The organism is Sphingobacterium sp. N143 (genome assembly GCF_030325625.1).
Classification (GTDB): domain Bacteria; phylum Bacteroidota; class Bacteroidia; order Sphingobacteriales; family Sphingobacteriaceae; genus Sphingobacterium.
Map to the genome: position 1 here is coordinate 509,172 of NZ_JACAIS010000002.1, position 25,866 is coordinate 535,037.

Genomic DNA, 25,866 nt, shown 5'->3' on the forward strand with positions numbered 1-25,866 from the left:
TCGTAAATTTTAGAAGTTAACCTGGACACCAAAAGAAACCGATTTGAACATTGGTGTTCCGACACCTGTCCGTCCCGAGTTATAATTCTTGTCATTAAATATAGAAAATCCATTGATCGCCTCTGGATCCACCGGAAGCCCATTCAGTTTATCAAACGTAAAGAAGTTTTCCAACGAGGTATAGATTCTTGCCGATTTGATATAGGCTTTATTTGTCAATGACGACGGCAATGTGTACCCCAACGTGATATTCTTGATACGCATGTAAGACATATCCAACAGATAGCGGGATTGTTTGACCATATTATTCGCATCATTGCTCGCTGCATTATTAAAAGCTCTAGGATAGAATGCAGCGGTATGGTCTGCTGACCAGAAATCATCTGCAATTGCCGAAGGCATAGCACCATCAGACGAATTGAAACCCGGAATGGTCAAAAATCCATTTCCCCAGATCTGACGTTTGCCGACACCCTGTAGAAATGCGGAAAAATCAAAACCTTTGAAGTCCATTCCCAGACGGAAACCATACTCATAGCGTGGTGTCTCATTACCGATAACTTCTAAATCGCCATGATCACTCAGCGTTTCCGCCCCCTTATTGATTTGCCCATCGCCATTCAGATCCACAAATTTTACGTCACCAGGCCCGAACTTAAATTTACTGTCGGTAGCAAAAGTATTATAGGCCGCATTTGGATCCGACAATTTGTTCATTTCTTTATCTGCAACGGTTACCTGAACGATTTTTCCATCCGCACCGTATTCAAAGTCAGCAGCTTGATATAATCTGTCAGTACGATATCCCCAGATTTCACCAATATCTTTTCCAACATAATAATCCGAGATCACCTTGGTATCCGTATATTTCAGGATTGTGGATTTCGCATCAGACAAGGTTCCACGTACATTAAAACCAAAACCATTTTCGAAGCGGTGGTTAAAATCCAATGCCAATTCCCAGCCCTGCGTGCGCAGCGCACCAAAATTCCCTTGTGGTGGTGGAGCGCCAAAGGTAGCGCTGACATTACCGCTAGGCACGATCATATCTTTCGTGTCGCGACGATACCAGTCAAACACAAGTCCAAACTTATTCTTGAACATGCGCATATCCAGACCGATATCTGTCGTTTCGATACGTTGCCAGCCAAGAGTACTTAATACAGCCGATGGCGTGCCAATGTTATAATATTTGCTTCCGTCTGCTCCGAGCCAGTTGATCTCTCCCGGAATCATGGTCGAAGTATACAAACTAGGCAGCACAGTCTGGTCACCGATCGACCCCCAAGATCCCCTAAACTTCAATTGATTCAAGGTCGGCTTGGCCCATTCCATAAAACTTTCCTCCGAGGCTACCCAGCCTGCCGAAAAGGATGGAAACCATTGCCATTTCAGATCTTTAGGGAATTTCGAAGAACCATCGTAGCGGATATTCGCTTCGATCAGATACTTATTTTTGTAAGCATAATTAACACGGCCAAAATAACCTAGCTGAGCTTCCCACAAAGCGTCACCCTTTGCTTGCTGCGAAGAAGTGTTCACCCCAAATCCCAATTGTGGATGTTTAATATCAAGCAAATTGAAGGTTTGGGATGAGTTCATGTCATAATCCAGCGTAACACGGTTGATACCTGCCAAGAATTTAAATTCATGATCATCATCAATATTCAGGTTATAGGTTGTAACCGCATTGATGGTATTGTTACGACGGTTACCCGCGGCACGTAAATAATGATCCGGATTGGCTCCATTGGCGGTATACATATAGTAATTCAGATCATAGGCAGCCATTGCCCCGGCAGCACCAGCAGCAACAACCTGTCCATCTGAATTGACATATACTGGATTTCCAGCGGCATCCTTACGAGCCACACCAGCAATCCAGGAATCTGCCGCAGTAAAACGGGTACCGGGCTGCGTCGTAATTTCTTCCTGGTTTGAGAATGTATAATCAAAATCTACCTTCCAGTTTTTCATGATATTCACTGTAGCTCCCAAATTCAGATTCAGGTAATTATTTTGAAAACTAGCGGTATTTGCCGAGGAAATTTCACTCCATGGGCTCCGGATCATCTTACCGTTTTCATCATAGCCCATTGGATACAAGGAGCTCCAGCGGTATAAATATAACCAAGGATCCGCCGTTGTTGAACTTGTTGTATACGGATATTCTTTTTTGCGTCGCGAGACCATTGCCCCCCCGCGCACGGTTACATATTTATTCAATTCCGTAGACAAGCGCAATGCTGCATTTGTCCGTTTGAACCGGTCATGATCGGTGGGTTTCATCATCCCCGACTGGTTCAGCAAGCCCATACTTAAGGTATAATCTGTCTTTCCAGAAGTACCGGAAACACTCAGATCATGCTGCGATGTGGGAGCCGCCTTACGGATCATATAATCCTCCACGTTGTAGGTCCGCACACCATATTTTTTAGTTGGTTCAGCAGGATTCACATACCAGTCACGTCCATAAACCGTGGGATCGTTGACCCCGATAGAGCCTCCATATTTCTGTTTCCATTCCAGAGCCCGTTCATAGCTTGGACGATTAACCTTATAAAAAGCGCCTGCTTCTGTTTCACCGATCCTTTCTGCAGCCTCCAGCGAATACTTCAGCGCATTTACATCGCCCATATTATAATCTACCGCTGAATTTTGGAATGAAAAGTTATTGTTGTAGCTTATATTAAACGTGTCACCACCTTTTGCTCCTTTTTTAGATGTGATCAACACCACGCCAAAAGCAGCTTTCGCACCATAAATTGATGCCGCCGCCGCATCTTTCAGCACGGTAATCGACTCAACATCAGCGGGGTTCACCAACTGAATACTAGGAATCTCCACATTATCCAATAAGATGAGGGGGTTGGACTGCCCTGCAATCGAACCGATCTGTCCCCTGATTTTCATCACAGGATCAGAACCGACCTCACCACTTGGCACAACCACTGTTAAGCCAGGTGTCGTCCCCTGAATACCACGCCCCACGTCAGCAATGGCACGCCCTTGCAGATTATCCTTTACACTAATAGATGAAACCGCACCGGTCAGGTTGCCTTTCTTTTGCGTACCATAACCAACCACGACCACCTCTTCCAACGATTGATTATCATCAACCAATGTTACATTCAGTGAATTCGATGTCACTGTAACATCTTGTGCCACATATCCCACGGAAGAAAAACGCAATTTGCTCCCCACCGCAGCCGTGATCTTAAAATGTCCCTGCTCATCAGTTTTGGTAGATGCACTGCCGCCAATTACTGACACGCTTACTCCTGAAACTGGCCCCTTTCCATCCGTTACAGTACCCTGTACCGTATTTTGAACCCCTGCTTTCAGCAGACTTGTTGTGTTAAGGCTGCTCAAAACACCTTCTTTCTTTACGAAAGAATAGGATTCAGAAGGAAAACTCAATCCAAGTGCAACAGAAAATAGTACAAATTTTCTCATTGATATAGAGTTTTAAAAAATAAATGATTCTAGTTAATATTGTTAGTTTTTGCTGTTCAAAAAACTGATTTCCCAGCCCATCGGCATTTTAAAATCCTGTTTATTCAAAATCAGGATATAGCAGATATTTTTTACGCATATGCTTATAAGATGCTAAGTCATTCGCCCAGGAAGCCCTGATCTCTTCCTCAGACTTCCCTGCCAGAATCTGTTTCCGCAATTGATCGGTACCCGCAAGTTTGTCGAAAAATTCAGGTCTCGCAAAAAACGTGGATTTATCAGGTGTCTTTTGATAAAAATCAAGTATATACTTTAATGTAAATTTTTGGCTGTCAGGATCGAGTGCCCGCAGATCAACACCGTAATTTATCACATCTTTTCCCTCAACATGTTTCGCCATACCATGACGCTCTCCCGGTGTGAACGTAAAGGAGCCATAGACCGGATTTGTATACCCCAGTACCTGAAAGGGCCAGTCTGTCCCGCGTCCCACAGAGATATCAGTCCCTTCAAACAGGCAGAGTGAAAGATATAAGCGGACCGAAAGGTGATTAGGTAAGCTTGGTGAAGGGATTACAGGCAGGCTATACATCTTTTTATGATCCCAGTTTTGAACTTTTACGATTTGGATATCTGCCTGACGGCCATTTTCAAGCCACTTTTGGCCATTGATCATCATAGCCAGCTCACCAATGGTCAGACCATGGATCATCGCGATCTTATGCCAGGAAACATTCGATTTAAACTTATCATCATGTCTCACAGGGCCATCAACCTGGTCTCCGTTCGGATTTGGACGGTCCAATATGATCAATTTCTTATGGTGTTTTGCACATAATTCCATCACATGATGCAAGGACGTGATATAAGTATAAAAACGAGCGCCCACATCCTGCAGGTCAAAGATCATCACATCAACGGAATTGACGATGGAATCCTGTTTCTTGTTACCTCCATACAAGGTATATAAAGGCAGACCTGTCTTCTGATCGACATCATTACCAAATTTCTCCCCGCGTTCGACATCTCCCCGAAACCCATGTTCAGGCGCAAAAGCAAATTTCAGATCGACCTTATTTTCGATCAATATATCCACCAAATGTTTTTTGTCATGCCCCACAATAGAAGTTTGATTTCCCATAATGCCAACTTTCTTACCTGCCAATTGCGGTAAGTACAAGGCCAGTTGGTCCGCTCCTGGTACAACTTGGTCTGTTGTGCTTTTTGCAACTTCAGCATCCGCAGGCTTGTTGAGCTGGGCAGCATGCCGTGCATGTCCACAAGAAATGAAGGTAACAATGGATACCACAAGGGTTAATTTGAATAAGGTAAATTTCATCATAAATAGATTTTTTGACCGCGCATAAATGCAGTTTTATGCGTGGGTAATTGAAAATCAGAATAAAAGTAAGTAGAACTTTCCGTTTTTTAAACTAAATAACTCATAAAAACGCAAAAGATAGTAAGTATTCACTTACTATAAGTACTCGAAATTAAAGCTAACAACATACAAAAAAGCTTAATGCAACCCCGCAAAATAAATCATAAAACACTATATACAAGCATATTAAATAATAAAAAACATTGAAACTATAATCATTTATGCTTTATTAACGGATATTTTGCTCTATACCATAAGCAGTAGTTAACATTTCATTACAATTACGCAAAACACAGCAAACATGCAAAAAAGTAATATATTGTAACACCGCCATCATCAAGCGCTATATCATGTAAGAAATACCAGCAAGCTAAAGCATAAATAAAAAGGTCATGGCAAATCTACCATGACCTTTTTATTTATGCTATCACAATGGGACCAACTCTCCTATTGAGGCAGTGGTCTCAACTTTAGATCCACCAATTTTCCCCTGAGTGTATTCATAAATTCATCTCCTGGATCATCCTTACTGGTCATATACTTCGGATCAGTTTCTTTCCACCAGGATGTCTTTTTAAAACGTTGATATTCATGATGCCCGATAACATATTCGACAGCATACTTCTTACTGAGGTAGCGAATAAGTTCTTCATTCGCTTTTAACTGCGCGTCAGTCAGCGGATGCTGGCGGCCGCCTATATTCTCAATACCAATCGCACAATAGTTGAGACCGATAGTATGCCGTGCAAAAATAGTATCCGGCAAAAATTGATAGATCGTTCCGTCACGATCGACCACAAACTGGGAAGAGACATTCAGAGCGCTTGCTTTTGTCAGCTCTGGCCGACCTGGAAGCCGCACGGGATTGAAGGTGTTAAAGGTAGCATTCACGCTATTATTAGCAGTCCAGTGCACAACGATCATTTTGGGTTGTATAACTGGATCCGACTGCCTCAAGCCATGTCGGTTTTTCAGATAATCCAGAGACAGCTGTGCCCGCTCCTGATTCCAGATGATGGGTTTTTGCACGATTTCGGGCGATTGGGCAAAAATTACAAAAGGGATGACCGCCAAAAAGAACGATATAAAATATTTCATTGCACTTATATTTAGATAAAGAAAGCCGCAGTTGCGGCTTTCAAATTTAACTTATTCTTTGATATCCCACCAAACCGGGAACGACCAGATATCGTCGCTTAGTGCATTTGGATGTGAAGCTTTTAAATTGTCCGCATTATAATTGATCTCATGGGAAACCTGACGAACCCTTCTGAACTGTTTTCCCTGAGGAATTTTTATCTGAGCTGCAGCAGTCACAGTATATTCATAAGGAACAGCCCAGCCCGGATAGACAGAATTGCTAAAGTCATAGCGTCTCATGTCATTCCAGTTTTGCTGCGAAAACGATAGGGCGATAAATTTTTGGACCATAATCTTAGGCAAAGTTATATCTGCGGCCGTACCGATACCATTCTTTAAAAAGTCATCAATTTTCGTCTGTTCCATCGGAGACTTACTTGGATTAATCTTACCATACGAATTCAGTTTGATATTCATTAAATCCATATGCGCTTTAATCCCTTCCTTGTAAGCATTGAAAGCTCCCGCCCGGTCGCCCTTGTTAAATAGCACTTCAGCTTTGATAAAACACATTTCAGGATATGCAACAAGATGAGTAGGTGCATCTGGACGTGAGTAGAATGTACCCGAGGCCGCAACGGTTCCATCGTCCCATCTCCGAATATCAGATACATCGGCATCATATCCTATAGAGCTACTTCTGAGCGACACGTACACTGTATCACCCCAACGGGCAGTATTTGCGCTATTGATATACCAGGAATGTGGAGCAACCTTTCTTCCATTGCTTTCGATCTCCTCACTTTTATCATTATAAGATGAAGCGACCGGCCCAGCATTCATGCGTATATTCGATTGCATATCGACACCTTTCGTACGGACAAATCGCTTAGGGACTCCAAATTCGGCCCAGGGAAGCATTTTATCTGCACGAGGATCTTCAACACCTTTATTATCAAAGTTGGTCAATATATTTTCATACCATTTGGTCACAAAAGTATTTGAATTCATCCCCGCGTTATTGAATACAATCGAGGTTTTTACCGGATCAGCAAAAAGGATATCTCCAATATTATCTGTTGGATCATCCATATGGGCAATGACCGTGCTTTCCCCGATCGATTTCGCTGCTTTATCTAATGCCGCCAGTATCTCATCAGGTTTATACAAGCTGGTTTTTTTGGATAAATTATTTAACCATCTTGCTTTCAAGCCATAACACATCTTCAACCATTTACTGACATCCCCTCCGTTCCAGCTATCACCTGCTGATAGCGGGGCAGCAGTTTCAGGCTGAACCATATTGAAGTATTCAATGGCTTTGTCGATATCAGCCAGGCACCCCTCATAAATTATTTTTCCGCTATCAAATTTCGGCGTATTTACGGTGCTTAGCGCCTCGGTATAAGGCATCTCACCATACCAGTCTGTCATGAGCATAAAACCCATCGCACGCACAACCCGGAGTGCTCCTAAGTAATGATAAGCATTTTCAGCTTGCGCCTTCTCCTCCATATCCTGGAAGTTGGCTCCAGCCCCCACAAAAAAGAACTGATAGGGCGTAGTTGACATACCCGACATCGGATTCCATCCAGCAACCATACTATTTGATGCCGTACTATTACTGAAAGTCAGTTGCTGTGTCACAAATCCCGCTCGAGTACCCGCGGTCCCCTGTGCATATAAATAATAATGCTGTATCCAGGCTAGACGGCTTTGCACCGAAGCAACTGTACTTGACGGTGTATTCGGATCCACATTGATATCTAACCAATTTTTACTACAAGATGAAAACAACGTTAGAACCAACAGAAATGAGACTATTTTCTTATATTTATTCATGACTCTGCTATCTTAAAATCTAAAATTTACACCAAACATAACCCCAGCTGTACTTGGCACCCCATTATAATCGATGCCAACTGAACTGGATCCGGTGACTCCAGATCCTGCTGCCGATGCTTCGGGATCCAGTCCTTTATAGTTTGTCAGCAACCACAGGTTAGTTCCTGTCAAGGTCGCTGTCAATCCCTTCACAACCTTTGAAATACCGGCATTCTTCAGCACACCATCAGAAAAATTATAGGCAACCGAAATATTACGCAGTCTTAACCAATTTGTTTTTACCATAAAATTGGCACTCTCCCGCGCATAAAAGTCGCTCCAATAATCCTGGATGATTTTTCTTCCGCTCGTTTCCGTACCCTTAATATTGTACATTTCGTCTGCTAAGAAGGTAAATGTTTTATCCTCAAAAACAGGAGCTTCGTCTGTCCCGCCATTACGAACTGCACCTGTCAGCACTAATTGGTCCCGCTCTTCCGTGCGTTTACTCATACCGCTAACGGTCATCGCATAGTCAGTACCATTGTAGATATCCCCACCTATGCGGAAATCAAATAAAAACGAAAGATTAAAGTTTTTATAAGTTAGACTATTATTGAACCCACCTGTCAACTTGGGCTCACGGTTCCCGATATCATATGTGGTCTGATTATCACTCACAGGCATTCCTGTATTGACATCTAATACGACCTTTCCATCTGGTGTACGTGTCCACTTCGATCCCGAAATGCCCATAAAATTACCGCCGTTAAAAGAGGCCGCTTTTGCATTTCCAACTTGCACATCCGTTACATAAAGAATATCCACTCCAGCCAATAAGTTATCTACCGTTCCTTTATTCCTGGACATATTCAACGTAGACTCCCATACAAAGTCTTTCTTCATGATTGGCTTACCCGTCAAGGATAGCTCCATTCCTTTATTGTAAATGTCGCCACCGTTCACTGAGATAAAAATATATCCAGTCGATTGTCCTAGACGTGGAGAAAGGATCTGATTGTATGAATTGTTGGTATAATAGGCATAATCTATCCCTAACCTTCCCTTAAAGAAACGCAATTCAGCTCCCACCTCAAACGAACCTGTTGTTTCTGGTTTTAAGAATGGATTTCCTTTTTGCCAGTTATTGCCAGCACCAACAATTCCACCTAAATATTCCACAGGTTTCCACAGGTATGTATTGGTCACATAAGGATTCGCATCTTTACCCACCCTTGCCCATGAGGCACGTACCTTACCAAAGTCCAACCAATCCGGTCTCGCATCTTTCAGCATTTCCGTAAATACAAAACTACCACCGATGGATGGATAAAAATAGGATCTGTTTTCAACAGGTAAAGTCGATGTCCAGTCATTTCTTCCTGTAACATTCAAAAAAAACATATTTTTATACGAAGCTCTTAATTCGCCATATAGACCAAATAGACGTTTTTTTGAATTTGTAGAAGTAAATTGTTTATTCGCTGCAGCAATATTTTCAAAACTATAGAAATCGTCAACTTCAAAGTGATATCCCATACGCCGATTCGTAGCTATTTTGGTCTGTTCAGAGAAAAAGCCAACCAAAGCACCCAAATCAAAATCACCTACTTTTTTATTGAAATTTGACATTAGATTCGATGACCAATAATTATATTTCAAATCACTTTCCGACATCATCCCTTTCTGCCAAGGTTTCTTAATCGCACCACCACTACCAATAATAGTCGAATTTTTTGTCAGGTAACTATCCATCCCCACACGATACGAAAGACTCCACCAATCAAAAATAGGCATCATCGCATTGATACTACCCGTAATCCGCTCCGTATTATCTCCCAGTATATTTTTATTGATTGTCCAATATGGATTTTCCACATCATCTTCTAAAGGTTGGCGCCCCTCAAACATCCGATATTTAGTACCATTATCGTTCAGATACTTTTTCATGTCGTCGCTGCGGGACCAGCCGTACAAAGATTCCATTGCACCAGTTCCCCCAGAGCCCCACAATCCTGCAGAAGTCAAGGTTTTATCCGTATTGGCAAGTGAATACCCCACATTTGCCCCAACAGTCAGTTTACCAAACTTTTGATCCCCATTAAACCGAAAAGTCGTCTTATCAAAACTGGTATTAGGGACAATACCCTTCTGGTCAAAACGGGAACCCGACAGGTAAAACGACCCATTTTTATTACCGCCCGATAGATTAACAGTATTATCAAAAACGGTCGAATTTTGAAAAAAATCTTTTACATTGTTATAAACGATATCATTATCCCCAAACTTCTCCCCCCAGGATTGTGTAGTATAATCATCTAACAAACCGGCACTATTGTAATAACCACGTTTATATTTACCTTGCTGTTCAGGCAATCGATTGACCCAATTATTGGATACCCGGCTTGAAAAACCGATTTCAGTTCGTCCTTCCTGCCCCTTTTTTGTGGTAATGATAATAGCACCAGCAGCAGCCCTTGAACCATACAAGGCAGCAGCAGCAGGCCCTTTTAATACCGAGACATTATCAATATCTTCTGGATTGATGTCCATGACACGATTGCTATTGGAAGTCGCAGTTGCTTGAGCACCATCGAAGGCACTATTTCCTCCAATAACGGTAGAGTTATCATAGATCACACCATCCACAACAAACAAGGGTTGGTTGTCGCGTTCTAAAGAGGTACCACCCCGTAAAATGATCTGTGCTCCAGCACCTGCCGAACCGGAGGCCTGCGTTACATTAACACCGGCAATCTTACCTGCCAAGGAATTCACCACATTGGCGGTCTTGTTCTTCATCAATTCATCAGCCTTGATATCCTGTACCGCATAGCCTAGTGCTTTCTTCTCCTTCTTGATCCCCATTGCAGTCACAACCACTTCTTCCAAGGCTTCCTCACTGCCTGAAAGCGCAATATTTACCGTCGTCGCTGCACCAATAATTTGTTGCTTTTCCTGCGACCCCACAGCCCTAAAGATCAACACATCACCCGGTTCAGCCTGAATGGAAAAACTACCGTCCGGGTTGGTCTGTGTACTATTGGATTTACCTTTGATGCTTACCGTGACGTTTGCCATAGATCCACCATCTGCAGCATTCGTGACTTTACCCGTAACAGTTTTGGTCTGTGCCCACAAACTGGTAGAAAGCATCACTCCCGAACAAAATAAGAGTAACTTTTTTTTCATGGTATTTAGTTAGTTGTTAATAATTGATTCATAACGGGAGGTTCCAGCCCGAAGGTTTATTTCAATTACAATACAATACTATAAAAAGCTACGTATTTATGCAAGTTTATGCACAACTATTTGAGAAAGAAATAAAAATAAAAGAGTTAACGCAAAATTTACACAAAAAAAAGCCCCAAAACGGGCAATAAATCGATATAAAAACGCATACTATAGCAATAATATGAAAAACTTCCTCCCATACCCTTAATTTTCCCCACCAACAATCCCAAATAAAAGCCACGATAGATTAACTATCGTGGCTTTTATCGGATATTATTTTTAAAACACGGATTAAACAGCAGGTAAGCGCACCTGACCGTGGGGTATTCCAACAGCAATTACTTCTTCAGTGCGATCTTAACATCAAAATGCGCTTTGATATAAGCTTGCTGTTCCTCCGAATCCATTTCCAAATCCTGAATGGCACGGTCTCTTTCTTTGTCGACTTCCATTTTGATCACGCATCGATAAAACCGAAATACATCTTTCTCCGTTTCCAGTATCAGCCGTGGCACACGGGTCGGCTTACCTGTCTCGTCCTTGGCAACCATCGTAAAATACGAAGAATTACAATGTTTTGTCTCCCCTGTCTGTATATTCATGGCTTCAACCCGAATACCTACCTCCATCGAAGAATTGCCCACATAATTTACTGAAGCAATCAGGGTGACCAGTTCCCCCACCTCAATTGGCTTCAAAAAATCAACCTTTCCGACGGAAGCCGTCACACAATAGTGTGCCGAAAACTTGGATGCAACGGCAAAAGCGATCTGGTCCATCAATGATAAAACATATCCCCCATGTATTTTTCCGCCAAAATTAGCATTAGACGGTAGCATCAACTGCGAAATACGGATCACAGAATCGCTAACGGTTTTATAGATTTCTTCCATAACAATAAATTTACTCCGGACAGATCAAAATTCAAAACAAAATTACGGTGTTCCAGGCAACCACGTGGTTTTTAACCAAAAAGAGACAAATATCCCGTGCACAGGCGCATCCCATAAATAGGGCAAGTTTATAACAGGCAAAAAGCAAAAGGGGTATCCGAAATAATCAGATACACCTTTTTCAGATAATACAAAAGTTCTTTATTTGATTTTTTCAGCGATATAAGGACTTTCGTTGCTCAGACGATCGATCGCTTTTACTGCAATGTACTGCAATTTTTTATTATTCAATGCCGTTGGAACATCTTTTGTTGTCACACCGGGCTCCAATATTTCATATTGCCACTCACCACCATAATTTAAATAGAGCACCCATTTGGCAACCTGATCAATCTGTTGGTGCTGCCATTTTAAAAATACATTATTGCCTTGTGGGGTCAGTAACAGCGTAGGTTTCAGTAAAGGGTTTGCATTCAGCCAGGGTGTTGTAGGCACGAGGGCTTTGGAGCGGTAAGGGCCATTCGCAAGCGCCTGGGTCATCGCCGGATTTTTCGTTAATCCAGCCAAGCTCCAGTGGATCACTCCATCGCGGTTGTCTGGCAGAATACTGCGCGCGGCCGCTACCTGATTGACAATTTCCTGGACATATTCAGGGCTACGCTTTCCAACCGTATTGATACCCGGCCAAAGGTGACGTCCCATGGTATTTTCGCTTTCCCACCACTTCAACAAAGCCGTATAACTTTGTCGGGCAGGCTGAATAGGCCAATAGAGCTGCGGAGCAAAATAATCCACCCAGCCCTTATTCAACCAAAGTTTGGCATCGGCATAGAGCATATCGTATTGGCTCGATCCCTGGATCCCTGCCGGAAAACCAGGTTTCCAGATCCCAAAAGGACTGATACCGAATTTTACAAAATTCTTTTCCCGTTTGATGTCCTTATAAATACGCTCGATAAACGTATTCACGCTATTTCTCCGGAAATCGCCACGGGACAGTGTGCCACCATTCCGTTTAAAGGCATTATAACTTTCCGAATCCGGAAAATCCTGACCACCGTTATACTCCGCATAGGGATAAAAATAATCATCAAAATGTACACCATCAATATCATAACGTTTCACAATATCCATCACCACACGCGCAGCATGATCTTGCGTGGACTGTTTGGAAGGATCAAACCAATAATAGCCTTGTCTCAGCTTGACGACAGATTCGGGCATCTTACGCGCCATGGAGGCCGAGGTCACCGCCCCTCCGGTTGTATGATGCGCTCGGTAAGGGTTCAGCCAGACATGCAGTTCGATTCCTCTTTTATGTGCCTGTTCGACCCAAAATTCAAGGGGATCATAATACGGAGAGGGTGCCTGACCTTCAGTTCCGGTCAAAAAATAAGACCAGGGTTCAAGATCACTTTTATAAAAAGCATCTGCCGAAGGACGTACCTGAAAAATAACCGCATTGAAATTATTGTTCTTTAGAAAATCCAGAATACCAATAGCTTCCTGCTGTTGCTCAGCAGTACTCAGGTTATTCTTGCTCGGCCAATTGATATTGGCCACAGAAGCCACCCAAGCAGCACGGAACTCACGTGGCAATGCAGGAAGATCAACGACGATGTCCTTCTTTTTCTCAGCAACAGGTTGTTCCTTGGCTTGTTCTTTCTTCTCTATCGTACCTTTTACACGTTCTCTTTTCGGAACTGAGGGTGGGTCTTTTTTTACAATTTCAACATTGGTGTTGGTATTGACGGGTTCCTGCTTTTTGTTTTTCTTGGACGAACAAGAAGAAAAAAGAAGGAAGGCCGTAGCTAACAATAATAGGGAACGTTTCATCAATCTATAGAAATAGTGTTTCTTTCAAAATAACCTCCAAAACTAAGCTAAATTTTAATAGAAAAGAAATTTGGTGGCCGCTCATGCGCTGTCTGAACACATGTATAACGAATGAAAATACATTTAGTATGCATTTATCCGGTTGCGTAACAAATTTTTCACAAATAAGTTAAAACCGCAATTCCCCTTTAAAGATGACGTATTTTAATTTAAAGTCGTCGGTAAATACGATCAGGTTGGCTAAACTCCCCAGGTTAAGGTTCCCGATATCGCTCCTATGGATCAGTTTGGCGGGATATAAAGTCGACATCCGTATAGCCTCATCCAACGGAATACCGACCTGCTGTACGCAGTTTTTGACGCCCTCAAACAAGGAAATAGCTGCCCCCGATATCGTCCCATCAGGCAAGGCATAATAGCCATCATTCAACACATGCTGATAAATTCCCTTATCGCATGCAGCCACTGCATCGGTGATCATAAACAACCGTTCACCCATCTGCTTTTTGGCAATTTTGACAGCCTCAAAACTCACATGGTGTCCATCCACAATAATACTCGCACAAGCCGTGGGATGATTGAATATCGCCCCTACCAATCCCACTTCCCGATGGTGCAGGGAAGACATCGCGTTAAACAAGTGTGTACTTGTCGGAATCCCCAAGTCATAGGCTCGGGTCCCTTCCTCAAACGTTGCATTGCTATGGCCCACACTGAGCAACAACTGATAACCTTGCAAATATTCCAGTACCTCCGGCGCCATACATTCCGGCGCGATGGTCATCATTTTGACGACCTTGTTTCCAGCGAGCAGCTCTTCGATCAGTTCTCTTGTGGGACTGATGATCAGCTCTTCAGGATGTGCACCTCTTTTTGTAGGATTCAAAAAAGGCCCTTCCAGGTGCAAGCCCAGGAAAGCATCATGATGAAATCCCCCTGCCACCTGTATAGCTTCCTTAAACACTGCCATCGTATTCGTCGCCAATGTCATCATATATGAAGTTGTCCCCTTGTTGATCAGCCCATCAGAAATCCGTTCCAATGCCCCTACACTCAGTTCAGCAGAATATAAATCCTTCCCATCACCATATAATTGGAGGTCGATCAGACCGGCACAGATATTGGCCCCCTGTACATCCAAGTGCTCATATCCCGGAGGAACATGCGCTGCATCCACTAAACCAGCGATCCTTTCTCCTTCCAGAAGCAAAGCCTTTTTCTCGGCAACCTCTTCTCCGGTGTAGATCTTACCACCGGTTATTGCAATTTTTTTCATCTGTATAACTTGTTTTAATGGTCATGAAGTCGTCAAGCACATATTTATTACGCAGGCTTTCCCAACACAAAAAGCAGCTGGCAAGCCCCGTCTATTAAAGTTAGGACTTGTATCTGGATGCCCAAAGTTTTTGCTATTTTAATTTTAACTTTTTAATTTACTGTCGTAACTTAGTTCCATGTACTTTTTTAGAAAGCGCAACACTGACCGCCCGACCAATGGCAGTATCAAAGCCATGCATATCATTAATGCAACGGCCATCATTGTCTTTTTATTGGGCCTGATCTATAAAATATTTTTTTCATCCTAAACACAGCATTCATGTCAAAAAAAGAGATCTTAAACACAGACAAAGCTCCTGCGGCAATAGGCCCTTATAATCAAGCAATCAAAGCGGGGAATACGCTCTATGTATCCGGGCAGATTCCACTGGTCCCTGAGACGATGGAACTGATATCATCAGGTGTAAAAGATGAAGCACATCAGGTTTTAAAAAATATAGAGGCCATCCTGACACATGCAGGATATACATTTCAGGATGTCGTCAAGGCCTCCATTTTTTTAAGTGACATGGGCAACTTTAGTCTTGTTAACGACGTTTATGCTGAATACTTTAAGGAAGCACAGCCCGCGCGGGAATGCGTGGCCGTCAAGACCTTGCCAAAAAATGTCAATGTCGAAATTTCAGTCATCGCCTGGAAAGATTAACCCGTGGTAAATAACAAAGCAAAGCAGGGCCGCGGAAAATATTTCTTCGCGGCTTTTTTTGCCCCTTTCATCTGGGGGTTCATGTCCATACCAATCCGGTGGATACGGGATTATCCTGCCGAAGATATCCTCTATTTCAGGATAGTGACAGCCTTACTCGTCCTCTGGCTGTATCTCCTATTATTCCGAAGAAAGGCCATGGCAAGAGATATCCAAAAGTTTAAAGACTGTTCAAAATCGGATCAGGTACGACAGGTAGGCCTTACCCTATTGGCTTCCCTATTGATATTTGGTAACTGGTTTACCTATATCTATGCCGTCAACCACGTCAGTATTCAATCCGCGGCACTGGCTTATTTAACCTGTCCATTGATTACAGCGGCAGCAGCCTATTTTATCTTAAAGGAAGAACTCCGCCCCTTACAAAAGGCGGCATTGCTGGTCGCCTTCGGCAGTGTCTGCCTGCTGGCCAATGGCTCTCTTCGAGATGTTCTTTGGGCCATTACCATAGCCACCTGTTATGCTTTTTACTTGATTGCACAACGGATATCAACCGGATTTGACAAGCTTCACCAACTGGCCATTCAATTGGCTATATGCGCATGTTTTGTTATACCGCGGCTGCTATACAATCATCATGACATCCCTACACAGCCGCTATTCTGGGTCACGATATTATTTATTGCCATTGTATTTACCATCATCCCGCTCTTTTTAAGCATGTATGCTTTGATTGGTATTTCATCAACCACCACCGGTGTATTACTGTATATCAATCCCTTGATTGCATTCTCTTTGGCAGCAACGTACTTTCAGGAAGCTGTTTCACCCATCAAATATGTAGCTTACAGCATTATCTTGATTGCGATTATTATTTTCAACTGGAACAACATCAAACAGATGGAGAAAAAATCATCTTAAAAAGAATCCCATTACCGATTCATCGCGCCATCGCTATCAGGAAACGCCTTCTATTCTTTGCAGGACGGATGGCCAACAGACACTTATCATCACTACAAAAAAGATACAAAACGCATTGAATATTAAAAACCACAAAAACATAACTTAGTAAAAAACAGACAATTAAACAGAAAAACATTTGATTTGTATCACATTTGTTTCATAAAATTTTTGATTTTTCATCAACAATAGTAAATTAGTGTTCAATTATGGGGGATCACACACTCCCTAGTTCCTCTCTTTTAGGTATTGAATAGCATATAAACTATCTTGTTTTGCTCTCCATTCATTGTTCAATACTGTTTATCCTAACCGACATGCTAAATGGAATTAGCCCATTACACTGAGAAAAATCTACTGTTATGGAAATATGTATATAAAAAACTGAATATAACACATATACTACATGAATAACAAATTATACACGACGCTAAAGGTGCTCGGCATTGTACCAACAATGCTCTTCTCAGCAACTTTACTGCATGCGCAAAGCAACCAAATAAAGGGAACGGTTGTTGACGCTAAAACCAAAGCTCCTATTGCTGGCGCTACCATCAAAGTATTGGGCACTGCCACGGCAAGCTCTACAGATGCCAAAGGAACATTCCAGATTAATGTTGACGACAAAAACCGCGTCTTAAATATCAGTACGATTGGTTACGAAAACAAGACCATCACACTAGCACCTGGTGAAACCACACTGACGGTAAGTCTTGACGAACAGACACAACAACTTGAAAGCGTCGTGGTCACCGCACTTGGTATCAGCCGGGAGCAAAAATCACTGACTTACTCTACCCAACAGGTCAAAGGCGAAGAGCTGAATAAAGTAAAAAGTACCAACTTGGCCAATAACTTGAATGGTAAAGTTGCCGGGGTCAATATCGCCTCCAGTTCTTCTGGTCCAGGTGGTTCTGCAAAAGTAATTTTACGGGGTAACAAATCTGCTTCTGGCAACAACCAGGTTCTCTATGTCGTGGATGGGGTGCCAATCAATAACCAGACCCTGGCCGCCCAGCCTAACGATGTGTTCGGTGGGCAGCGTGACGGTGGGGACCCAATCGCAATGATCAATCCCGAAGATGTCGAAAACATATCGGTACTTAAAGGCGCTTCGGCGGCGGCACTATATGGTAGCCAGGCAGCCAACGGAGTCATCCTGATCACCACCAAATCCGGCAAACAGGGACGTACAACCATCAATTTCTCCTCCAGCGCCCAGATCGAACAAGCCGTATCCTTACCTGAATTCCAGAGTCAATATGGTCAGGGATCACAAGGCAAAAACAGTAATACCAGTGTATTCAGCTGGGGGGACAAAACCGATGGAACCAACCATAACAATGTGGATCAGTTTTTCCGCACCGGAAGCAATTTCACCAATTCATTGACACTGTCAGGTGGTAACGAGAAAAATCAAACCTATTTTTCCTATGCAAATACACTTGCCAAAGGGATACTTCCGGAAAATGACCTGACGCGTCACAATTTCAACCTCAAGGAAAGTGCGACTTTCTTTGATGATAAATTGACCGTGGAAGGTAGCGCCAACTATATTACACAAAAGCTGGACAATGCCCCTACATCAGGTTTCTATTACAGTCCCCTGGTTGGCCTTTATCTGTTGCCCAGAAGCTTGAATATAGCAGACTACAAAAACTACGAAACTTTTAATCCAAACCGTAATCTCAACGAACAAAATTGGTTTACACTCTCGGATGATGAGACTACACAACAAAATCCGTGGTGGATCGCCAACCGCAACTCAACCCGATCTACCAGAAACCGCTTGCTCTTGAACGGTAGTGCAAAATACAAAATCGCACCTTGGATCAGCGTACAGGCCCGAGGTAGTATAGATCGTACCAGCGAGGTCTGGGACCGCAAAGCTTATGCCGGCACACAACATATCCTGGCACGTGAAAATGGTGCTTATAGCTACACCAATACCACCATCACCCAACAATATGGTGATGTGGTCGCCAATATGAACTTCAATATCAATGATAAATTTCAGATCACTGGCTTAGTCGGAACCAGTATTACCGACTGGAAAACAGAAGGTACAGATTTTAACAGTGGTAAAGACGGATTAAAAATCCCGAATCAGTTCTTTATCCAGAACACAACCACACCTGTCACCTCAACCTTATCTGCCAATAGAAGACAGTTACAGTCAGTCTTTGCCTCTGCCAATCTGGCCTACGACAATTGGATCTACCTGGATCTGACTGCAAGAAATGACTGGTCAAGTACTTTGGCCTTTACAGGCACCAAATCGTTCTTCTATCCATCTGCAGGGCTGGGTATCGTACTGAATGACAAGCTGAACCTACCTGAATTTGTCAACATGGCCAAAATACGTGGATCTTACGCCGTTGTAGGTAACGATCTACCGCCATACACCACATTGTTGACCAATACCATGAACCCGTATGCTGTGTTGACGATCAACGACATCGCGTTCCTAAAAACCTTGAAACCAGAGAAAACCAAATCCTTGGAAATTGGTACGGAATGGCGCATGTGGAACAACCGCTTGAATGTAGACCTGACTTATTACAAGACAAACACCACCAATCAGTTCTTCAAAATTGCGGCCGGAAATGCCTCACTTAACAACTACTATGCGGTTAATGCAGGTGATATCCAGAACCAGGGGGTAGAAGCTTTGGTATCATTGGATGCGATCAAGAATGATCAATTCACATGGACAACGAGCCTCAACTTTACGTACAACAAAAATAAGATCGTCAAGCTTGCTGATGACATTACCGAATTCACATTAACAGGTGAAGGACGGAATAACTTTGCTTCCAAGCTGGAAGTGGGCGGTTCTTTTGGAGATATCTACGGTCAGGATTTTGTTCGTGATGACCAAGGAAGAATTCTTATCTCAGAAGATGGCATCCCACAAAAGAACAACGTATATACGAAGCTCGGCAATTCCAATCCGATCTGGCAAATGGGCTGGAACAACAGTTTCAATTATAAGAACTTCAATCTGAGTTTCCTGATCGATGGCAAATTTGACTACGAGGTCATGTCTGTGACTCAATCGTTGCTTGACGGCTATGGCGTATCGAAAGCCAGTGGTGATGCACGTGCAAACGGCGGAGTTGCCGTCAACGGTGTCACACCAAATGGAACAGCAGTCACCAATGTCGATGCCGAGCAATGGTATACCTCCACAGCCGGCATGGGACCTGTCAGCAGTCAATACATTTACGACGGAACGGTTGTCAGGCTGCGCGAACTAACATTCGGTTATGATTTCAACATCAAAGACAGCTTCTTTAAAAAACTTCGAGTCAACGCCGTAGGAAGAAACCTTTTTTACATCTCGAAAAAAGCACCATTTGACCCAGAAGTAACCATGTCAACCGGCAATTCGCTCAGTGGTGTGGATATCTTCATGATGCCTGCGACACGCAACTATGGTTTAACATTAAACGCAACTTTCTAAACGATCAACAATGAAACTGAATATAAAAAATATATCCAAAATCTCCCTGTCACTTTTACTCATCGGTGGTTCACTGAGTAGCTGTACAAAGAATTTTGAGGATTACAACAAAAACAATGTGGGTGTTACGGATGATGACCTGAAAGGTGACGGCCAGGATCTTGTCCTGTTCTTTCGCAACTCACTGATGTCAATCTACAATTTTTCGGGCGCAGGCGACCCGAACTCCTATCAGGTACAGCAAAACCTGAATGCCGATGTGTATTCTGGATTTTTCATGTCCCCTACCCCGTTCAATAGTGGTCAGAACAACCTCAACTACGCCATGGTAAGTGGTTGGAATGGCGAACCCTTCAAAGTACTTTATCTGAATGTGATCAAATCCATTGATAAATTACAGAAGAATGGTCTTCCCGAAACATACCCTGCATTATGGGGAGCAGCCTTGGTCACAAAAGTGGAAGCCGCAAGCCGTGTGACAGATATCTATGGTCCCATCCCTTATAGTCAAGTGGGTCTTTCCAACACGACTCCATATGACAAACAATCGGAGGTTTACAATAGCTTTTTCAAAGAGCTTGACGAGGCTGTAGTGGCATTAAAATCCTACAAAGCTGATAGCCCCATGGCTGAAAAAATCGACCAGATTGACTTGGTGTTTCCAAATACAGACAATCAGGTCCGTTTTAAAAACTGGCTCAAAATAGCCAACTCCCTCCGCTTGCGCCTGGCAATGCGCTTGGTTAAAGTAGATGCCCAATTAGCAAAAACACAGGCCGAGAAAGCATTGGATCCAGCCAATGGCGGTGTCATGGAAACCAATACGGAAAACTTTAAGGTGACCATTCCTGCTGACGGGACTTACAGCAACCCGATCTGGTTCATTTCCAAAAACTGGGCCGATACCCGCATCAATGCAACACTTTCATCCTACATGGTCGGACTGAAAGATCCGCGCACCGCTAAATATATGTCTCCGGTCACCCCTGCTGCAACAGATACCGAACTGAATAAATTCAAAGGTAAATATATTGGTATCCGTGCCGGTGCTGACAATATTGAAAAAGATAAGTACCAAAAACTTTCGGCATTGAATACCGAAGGGACAACACCAACGTTCCTAGCGACAACAGCACCCGTATTGATGACCGCTGCAGAAGTATATTTCCTACGTGCTGAAGCCGCCTTACGAGGCTGGACAAATGCCGGTGGGACAGCACAGTCCCTTTATGAAAAGGGGATTGAAACTTCATTCGCACAATGGGGTGTCACAGCAGGTCTGAGCACTTACCTGAACGACAATACAAGCAAAGCCGCTGCTTACGTAGACCCTTTTAATGCCAAGAACAATGCTGCTGCACCGAGTAGCTTGACCATCAAATGGGATGAAGGCGCTACCAAGGAAGAAAAACTGGAACGCATCATCACCCAAAAATGGCTGGCGATCTTCCCCGAAGGACAGGAAGCTTGGAGTGAATTCCGCCGTACAGGATATCCACGCCTATTCCCAGTGGTTGTCAACAACAGTGCCGGACTGATCGACAGCAAAGTGCAGATCCGTCGATTGCCATTCCCACAAAATGAATACAACACCAACGGAGCCGAAGTACAGGCCGCCATCTCTTTATTGGGAGGACCTGATAACGGTGGCACCAGACTCTGGTGGGATGTCAACAAGGGTAATTTCTAATCGGAGAGCATCCGGAATAAATGTTCAAACGGGGCTATTCAAAACTTGGATAGCCCCGTTTTTTATATAATTTTTACTATCCTGTTCAACGCAAGATCACTATCAACCACCGTGTCTATAATTTACTCTAGTTTAGGCAATATTCGTTTTCACCTGCGGTGAATATAGGCAGATAGCCCGATCGTAGATACTTTGCAAATAGCGGTAGAGGTCTCATAGCGGAAGTAGTCCTCAGACTGATCTCTCGGTTGTAGCAAAGCGCAACGTTCCGTTCAATCATTAATTTTTCGTAATTTAGCCATTCAACAAGAATGGCTGAATTAAGTTTAATTACCCCCATCGAATACCTCAAAGGTGTAGGTCCACAAAAGGCTGATGTACTCAAAAAAGAGCTGCAGGTATTTACCATTGGGGACCTATTGACGCAATATCCTTTCCGATATATCGACCGTACGGAGTTTCATAAAATTCGGAAGCTCCATCCCGATATGATGGCTGCACAGGTCTTAGGCCGCCTAGTTTCGTTACAGCTCGTGGGCGAAAAAAGGACGAAGCGGCTGGTAGGCTCTTTCAAAGACGAAACTGGTTCCATGGAACTCGTCTGGTTCCAGTCCATCCCCTGGCTCCAAAAATCATTGAAGGTGGGGTCTGCCTATATCATCTACGGTAAACCCACTGAATTTAATGGGCAGCTGTCGATCACCCATCCCGAAATGGATCTATACAATCCGCAGGTCAAACAGGTGGGCAATATGAGCCTACAGCCCGTCTACTCCTCAACCGAAAAGCTTAAAAAGTTTAACCTCGACACCAAGGGGATCCAGCGCCTCCAGCAAACGGCACTCGAAACCGTCTATCGGGGGATCAACGAAACACTTCCACATGAGGTGCTTGCAAAACATCAGTTGGTCTCAAGGCAGCAGGCCTTGGCCTCCATCCATTTTCCAAGCAACCAGCAGGAGCTGAATCAGGCGATCAAAAGAATAAAATTTGAAGAGCTTTTCTTCATTCAGCTCAAACTGCTCAATAATAAGCAGCTCAATACCCAGAAGTTTAGAGGCCAGCGGTTCAGTCAAGTCGGTGAAAAATTCAATACCTTCTTTAATGAGCGTCTTCCATTCCCTTTGACAGGAGCCCAAAAACGGGTCATCAAAGAAATACGTATCGACACCAATACCGGTGCCCAGATGAACCGTCTTGTACAGGGCGATGTTGGCTCCGGAAAAACAGTTGTTGCCTTGATGAGCATGCTGCTTGCCGTGGACAACGGCTTTCAGGCCTGTATGATGGCGCCAACAGAAATCCTGGCCACACAGCACTACCATGGACTCAAACAGCTCGTCGGCGAGGATATCGTCAGCATCAAGCTGCTGACCGGATCCACAGGTACCAAAGAACGCCGGCTGATCCACCAGAGCCTGGAAGACGGCAGCCTGAATATTTTGATCGGTACCCATGCCATAATTGAGGATAAAGTACGTTTTAAAAATTTAGGCTTTGTCGTTATTGATGAACAGCATCGTTTTGGTGTGGAACAGCGGGCAAAACTCTGGCGAAAGAATCTTATTCCACCGCATATGTTGGTCATGACAGCGACACCAATTCCACGGACACTGGCGATGACCATGTACGGCGACTTGGACATCTCGGTCATCGACGAACTGCCGGCAGGGCGGAAACCCATCAAGACTGTTCACTTTTTTGAAAGCTCTCGTTTGCGGATGTTTGGTTTCATGCGTGAGGAGATCGCCAAAGGCAGGCAGGTCTATGTGGTATATCCCCTCATCAAAGAAAGTGAAAAACTAGATCTAATCTATCTGGAGGCAGGCCTAGAAAACTTACAACGCGAATTTCCGCTGCCACAGTACAAGATCAGTATTGTTCATGGCAAAATGCCTGTAAAAGATAAAGACTTTGAGATGCAGCGTTTTGTCAAACATGAAACGCAGATCATGGTCGCCACCACTGTTATTGAAGTGGGGGTCAATGTTCCCAATGCCTCGGTAATGGTCATTGAAAATTCAGAGCGTTTTGGACTATCTCAGCTGCACCAGTTGCGTGGTCGTGTAGGTCGAGGTGCCGAGCAATCTTTCTGTATCCTGATGTCGGGCAATAAGCTGAGTAAAGAAGGACGGTTAAGGCTGGATACCATGGTGCGTACCAATGACGGCTTTGAAATTGCCGAAGTGGATTTACAGCTGCGTGGCCCAGGCGATATATCGGGTACACAACAGTCGGGTGTACTTGACCTCAAGATGGCGAATCTAGCCACGGATCAGGCATTGCTCACAGAATGCCGCAACACCGTCATTGCCATCTTTAAAGAAGACCCAATGCTCCAGAGTGAAAAGAATCAGTTGCTCCGGAGTTATTTGGCCAGAAAATCAGATGGTATTGCCTGGGACAAGATTTCTTAATCGCATGTCATTTTCGCAATAAAAATCGGTTAGTCAAGGCCGGGCTTCCTAAAAGCCCCTTATCTTTTTTGTATATAAAACCAAATTTATTTACTTTTGCATCATTATGAACATGATATAGGAAAATATCCCTTCTTTTACTAGGCAAAAGATGGCGACCGAACGCTTACATATTTTGAGTTGCCCTGGTAAGCAAATCACTAGAAACTTATTGGTGAATGAGAATTATGTCCTCTTAGGCATCACTCTTGTTTGGTGCACAAACGCATAAATTCTTAAATTTACCTTTTCAAACAAAACCGAGCTTGCGAGCTCATCGAAGATCATTAAAAAGTGAACGTAATAGACAGAAAAACGGAGACCGGAGATACGCCGAACGTGGAATGTTTTCAATGCGTCACACGAACTACTTAATTGTACAAAATGGCCAGATTTAAAATACACGATACAGCAATAAAACCCGAAACAGCCGTCCTGGTAAGTGTCATCACACCAAGCGTGACGGAAACAAAAGCAAAGGAATACTTAGAGGAACTGGAATTTCTGGTGCAGACTGCCGGTGGTGAGACCAAAGGCATGTTTACACAGAAACTAGGTTTCCCCGACCGTGCGACATTTGTCGGAAGTGGAAAACTGGAGGAGATCAAGGCTTTTGTTGAAGCCGAGGAAATCGACATCGTCGTCTTTGACGATGAGCTGTCTCCTTCCCAGCTGCGCAATATTGAAAAAGAACTGAAACGCAAGATATTGGATCGTTCCAATCTGATCTTGGACATCTTTGCCCGACACGCCAAAACCGCCCAGGCGAAGACACAAGTGGAATTGGCACAGTTACAATACCTTTTACCACGTCTGACGCGCATGTGGACCCACTTGGAACGTCAACGCGGGGGTATCGGTATGCGTGGTCCTGGAGAATCACAGATCGAAACCGATAGACGGATTATCCTGGATAAAATTTCCTTGTTCAAAGAACGCCTTAAAGCCATCGACAAGCAAAATGAGACCCAGCGTAAAAACCGTGGTGAAATGATCCGCGTAGCCTTGGTTGGCTATACGAACGTTGGAAAATCAACGATCATGAATATGATCTCCAAGTCTGACGTGTTGATCGAGAATAAACTTTTCGCCACATTGGATACTACGGTGCGTAAAGTTGTTATCGACAACCTTCCTTTTCTGCTGTCCGATACCGTAGGTTTTATCCGTAAGCTACCGCACCATTTGGTGGAATGTTTCAAATCCACGCTGGATGAAGTTCGGGAAGCCGACGTACTCATCCATGTGGTCGACATCTCACACCCCAACTTTGAGGATCATATCCAGGCGGTAAACGAAACATTGAAGGATCTTAAGGCGCTGGACAAGCCGGTGATTACCGTATTCAACAAAATTGACCTGTACAAACCGGCCATCGAAGAAGGACACGATGGTGAGGAAATTGAGGTCACATTGGATGATTTCCGTAATTCCTGGATGGCGAAAAATTCAGACCCGGCGATCTTCCTGTCAGCAACAAACAAAACGAATATCGAAGAGTTCAAACAAAAGCTTTACGATATCATTGTGAAGATGCACAATGAACGTTATCCTTACAATAATTTATTGTATTAATTTTGACAAACAATGGTGTGAATGAGCTTTG

15 protein-coding genes are annotated in these 25,866 nt (G+C 43.5%); 7 read left to right on the plus strand and 8 right to left on the minus strand.

What is annotated here, in order from left to right:
- Window positions 1–9: 9 nt before the first annotated feature.
- From HX021_RS05690 to nagA, 8 genes are all read right to left on the minus strand, one after another.
- A complete protein-coding gene (locus HX021_RS05690; RefSeq protein ID WP_286589102.1) occupies window positions 10–3,456 on the minus strand; it encodes a SusC/RagA family TonB-linked outer membrane protein in 3,447 nt (1,148 codons plus the stop codon).
- Between the two features lie 100 nt (window positions 3,457–3,556).
- The gene (locus HX021_RS05695) at window positions 3,557–4,798 is read right to left on the minus strand and encodes an exo-beta-N-acetylmuramidase NamZ family protein (protein ID WP_286589104.1); all 1,242 of its coding nucleotides are present in this window, start codon (window positions 4,796–4,798) and stop codon (window positions 3,557–3,559) included.
- Between the two features lie 486 nt (window positions 4,799–5,284).
- A complete protein-coding gene (locus tag HX021_RS05700; RefSeq protein WP_286589106.1) occupies window positions 5,285–5,935 on the minus strand; it encodes a peptidoglycan recognition protein family protein in 651 nt (216 codons plus the stop codon).
- A 51-nt stretch (window positions 5,936–5,986) separates the two neighbouring features.
- The gene (locus HX021_RS05705; RefSeq protein ID WP_286589107.1) at window positions 5,987–7,759 is read right to left on the minus strand and encodes a SusD/RagB family nutrient-binding outer membrane lipoprotein; all 1,773 of its coding nucleotides are present in this window, start codon (window positions 7,757–7,759) and stop codon (window positions 5,987–5,989) included.
- A 12-nt stretch (window positions 7,760–7,771) separates the two neighbouring features.
- A complete protein-coding gene (locus tag HX021_RS05710) occupies window positions 7,772–10,933 on the minus strand; it encodes a SusC/RagA family TonB-linked outer membrane protein (RefSeq protein ID WP_286589108.1) in 3,162 nt (1,053 codons plus the stop codon).
- Between the two features lie 380 nt (window positions 10,934–11,313).
- Window positions 11,314–11,868 (minus strand): acyl-CoA thioesterase, encoded by a 555-nt coding sequence (locus HX021_RS05715; RefSeq protein WP_286589110.1) that lies wholly within the window; start codon window positions 11,866–11,868, stop codon window positions 11,314–11,316.
- A 201-nt stretch (window positions 11,869–12,069) separates the two neighbouring features.
- Entirely contained in the window at window positions 12,070–13,704 is a 1,635-nt protein-coding gene (locus HX021_RS05720) for a glycoside hydrolase family 10-like protein (RefSeq protein ID WP_286589112.1), read from the minus strand.
- A 169-nt stretch (window positions 13,705–13,873) separates the two neighbouring features.
- The gene (nagA, locus tag HX021_RS05725; protein ID WP_286589114.1) at window positions 13,874–14,980 is read right to left on the minus strand and encodes an N-acetylglucosamine-6-phosphate deacetylase; all 1,107 of its coding nucleotides are present in this window, start codon (window positions 14,978–14,980) and stop codon (window positions 13,874–13,876) included.
- A gap of 178 nt (window positions 14,981–15,158) precedes the next feature.
- Here nagA and HX021_RS05730 point away from each other — a divergent pair, with 178 nt between their 5' ends.
- The 7 genes from HX021_RS05730 to hflX all read left to right on the plus strand — a co-directional run bounded on the left by HX021_RS05730 (window position 15,159) and on the right by hflX (window position 25,835).
- Complete coding sequence (locus HX021_RS05730; RefSeq protein ID WP_286589116.1) at window positions 15,159–15,290, plus strand: DUF6728 family protein; 132 nt, start codon at window positions 15,159–15,161, stop codon at window positions 15,288–15,290.
- 11 nt (window positions 15,291–15,301) lie between these two features.
- A complete protein-coding gene (locus HX021_RS05735; RefSeq protein WP_286589118.1) occupies window positions 15,302–15,688 on the plus strand; it encodes a RidA family protein in 387 nt (128 codons plus the stop codon).
- A gap of 3 nt (window positions 15,689–15,691) precedes the next feature.
- Window positions 15,692–16,609, plus strand: a complete 918-nt coding sequence (locus HX021_RS05740; protein ID WP_286589120.1) for an EamA family transporter — start codon at window positions 15,692–15,694, stop codon at window positions 16,607–16,609.
- Window positions 16,610–17,054: 445 nt separating this feature from the next.
- Window positions 17,055–20,114 (plus strand): SusC/RagA family TonB-linked outer membrane protein, encoded by a 3,060-nt coding sequence (locus tag HX021_RS05745; RefSeq protein WP_286589123.1) that lies wholly within the window; start codon window positions 17,055–17,057, stop codon window positions 20,112–20,114.
- A 10-nt stretch (window positions 20,115–20,124) separates the two neighbouring features.
- The gene (locus HX021_RS05750; RefSeq protein ID WP_286589124.1) at window positions 20,125–21,804 is read left to right on the plus strand and encodes a SusD/RagB family nutrient-binding outer membrane lipoprotein; all 1,680 of its coding nucleotides are present in this window, start codon (window positions 20,125–20,127) and stop codon (window positions 21,802–21,804) included.
- 311 nt (window positions 21,805–22,115) lie between these two features.
- Window positions 22,116–24,221 carry an ATP-dependent DNA helicase RecG gene (gene recG / locus HX021_RS05755; RefSeq protein ID WP_286589126.1) on the plus strand — a complete coding sequence of 702 codons (2,106 nt, stop codon included), beginning with the start codon at window positions 22,116–22,118 and terminating at the stop codon, window positions 24,219–24,221.
- A gap of 423 nt (window positions 24,222–24,644) precedes the next feature.
- Complete coding sequence (gene hflX / locus HX021_RS05760) at window positions 24,645–25,835, plus strand: GTPase HflX (protein ID WP_286589128.1); 1,191 nt, start codon at window positions 24,645–24,647, stop codon at window positions 25,833–25,835.
- Window positions 25,836–25,866 lie beyond the last annotated feature (31 nt).

Coding starts and splice junctions, on each gene's coding strand:
- HX021_RS05750 (WP_286589124.1), top strand. CDS start 20,125: ATGAAACTGAATATAAAAAATATATCCAAAATCTCCCTGTCACTTTTA.
- HX021_RS05710 (WP_286589108.1), bottom strand. CDS start 10,933: ATGAAAAAAAAGTTACTCTTATTTTGTTCGGGAGTGATGCTTTCTACC.
- recG (WP_286589126.1), top strand. CDS start 22,116: ATGGCTGAATTAAGTTTAATTACCCCCATCGAATACCTCAAAGGTGTA.
- HX021_RS05735 (WP_286589118.1), top strand. CDS start 15,302: ATGTCAAAAAAAGAGATCTTAAACACAGACAAAGCTCCTGCGGCAATA.
- HX021_RS05700 (WP_286589106.1), bottom strand. CDS start 5,935: ATGAAATATTTTATATCGTTCTTTTTGGCGGTCATCCCTTTTGTAATT.
- HX021_RS05730 (WP_286589116.1), top strand. CDS start 15,159: ATGTACTTTTTTAGAAAGCGCAACACTGACCGCCCGACCAATGGCAGT.
- nagA (WP_286589114.1), bottom strand. CDS start 14,980: ATGAAAAAAATTGCAATAACCGGTGGTAAGATCTACACCGGAGAAGAG.
- HX021_RS05715 (WP_286589110.1), bottom strand. CDS start 11,868: ATGGAAGAAATCTATAAAACCGTTAGCGATTCTGTGATCCGTATTTCG.
- HX021_RS05745 (WP_286589123.1), top strand. CDS start 17,055: ATGAATAACAAATTATACACGACGCTAAAGGTGCTCGGCATTGTACCA.
- HX021_RS05720 (WP_286589112.1), bottom strand. CDS start 13,704: ATGAAACGTTCCCTATTATTGTTAGCTACGGCCTTCCTTCTTTTTTCT.
- HX021_RS05705 (WP_286589107.1), bottom strand. CDS start 7,759: ATGAATAAATATAAGAAAATAGTCTCATTTCTGTTGGTTCTAACGTTG.
- HX021_RS05695 (WP_286589104.1), bottom strand. CDS start 4,798: ATGATGAAATTTACCTTATTCAAATTAACCCTTGTGGTATCCATTGTT.
- HX021_RS05690 (WP_286589102.1), bottom strand. CDS start 3,456: ATGAGAAAATTTGTACTATTTTCTGTTGCACTTGGATTGAGTTTTCCT.
- hflX (WP_286589128.1), top strand. CDS start 24,645: ATGGCCAGATTTAAAATACACGATACAGCAATAAAACCCGAAACAGCC.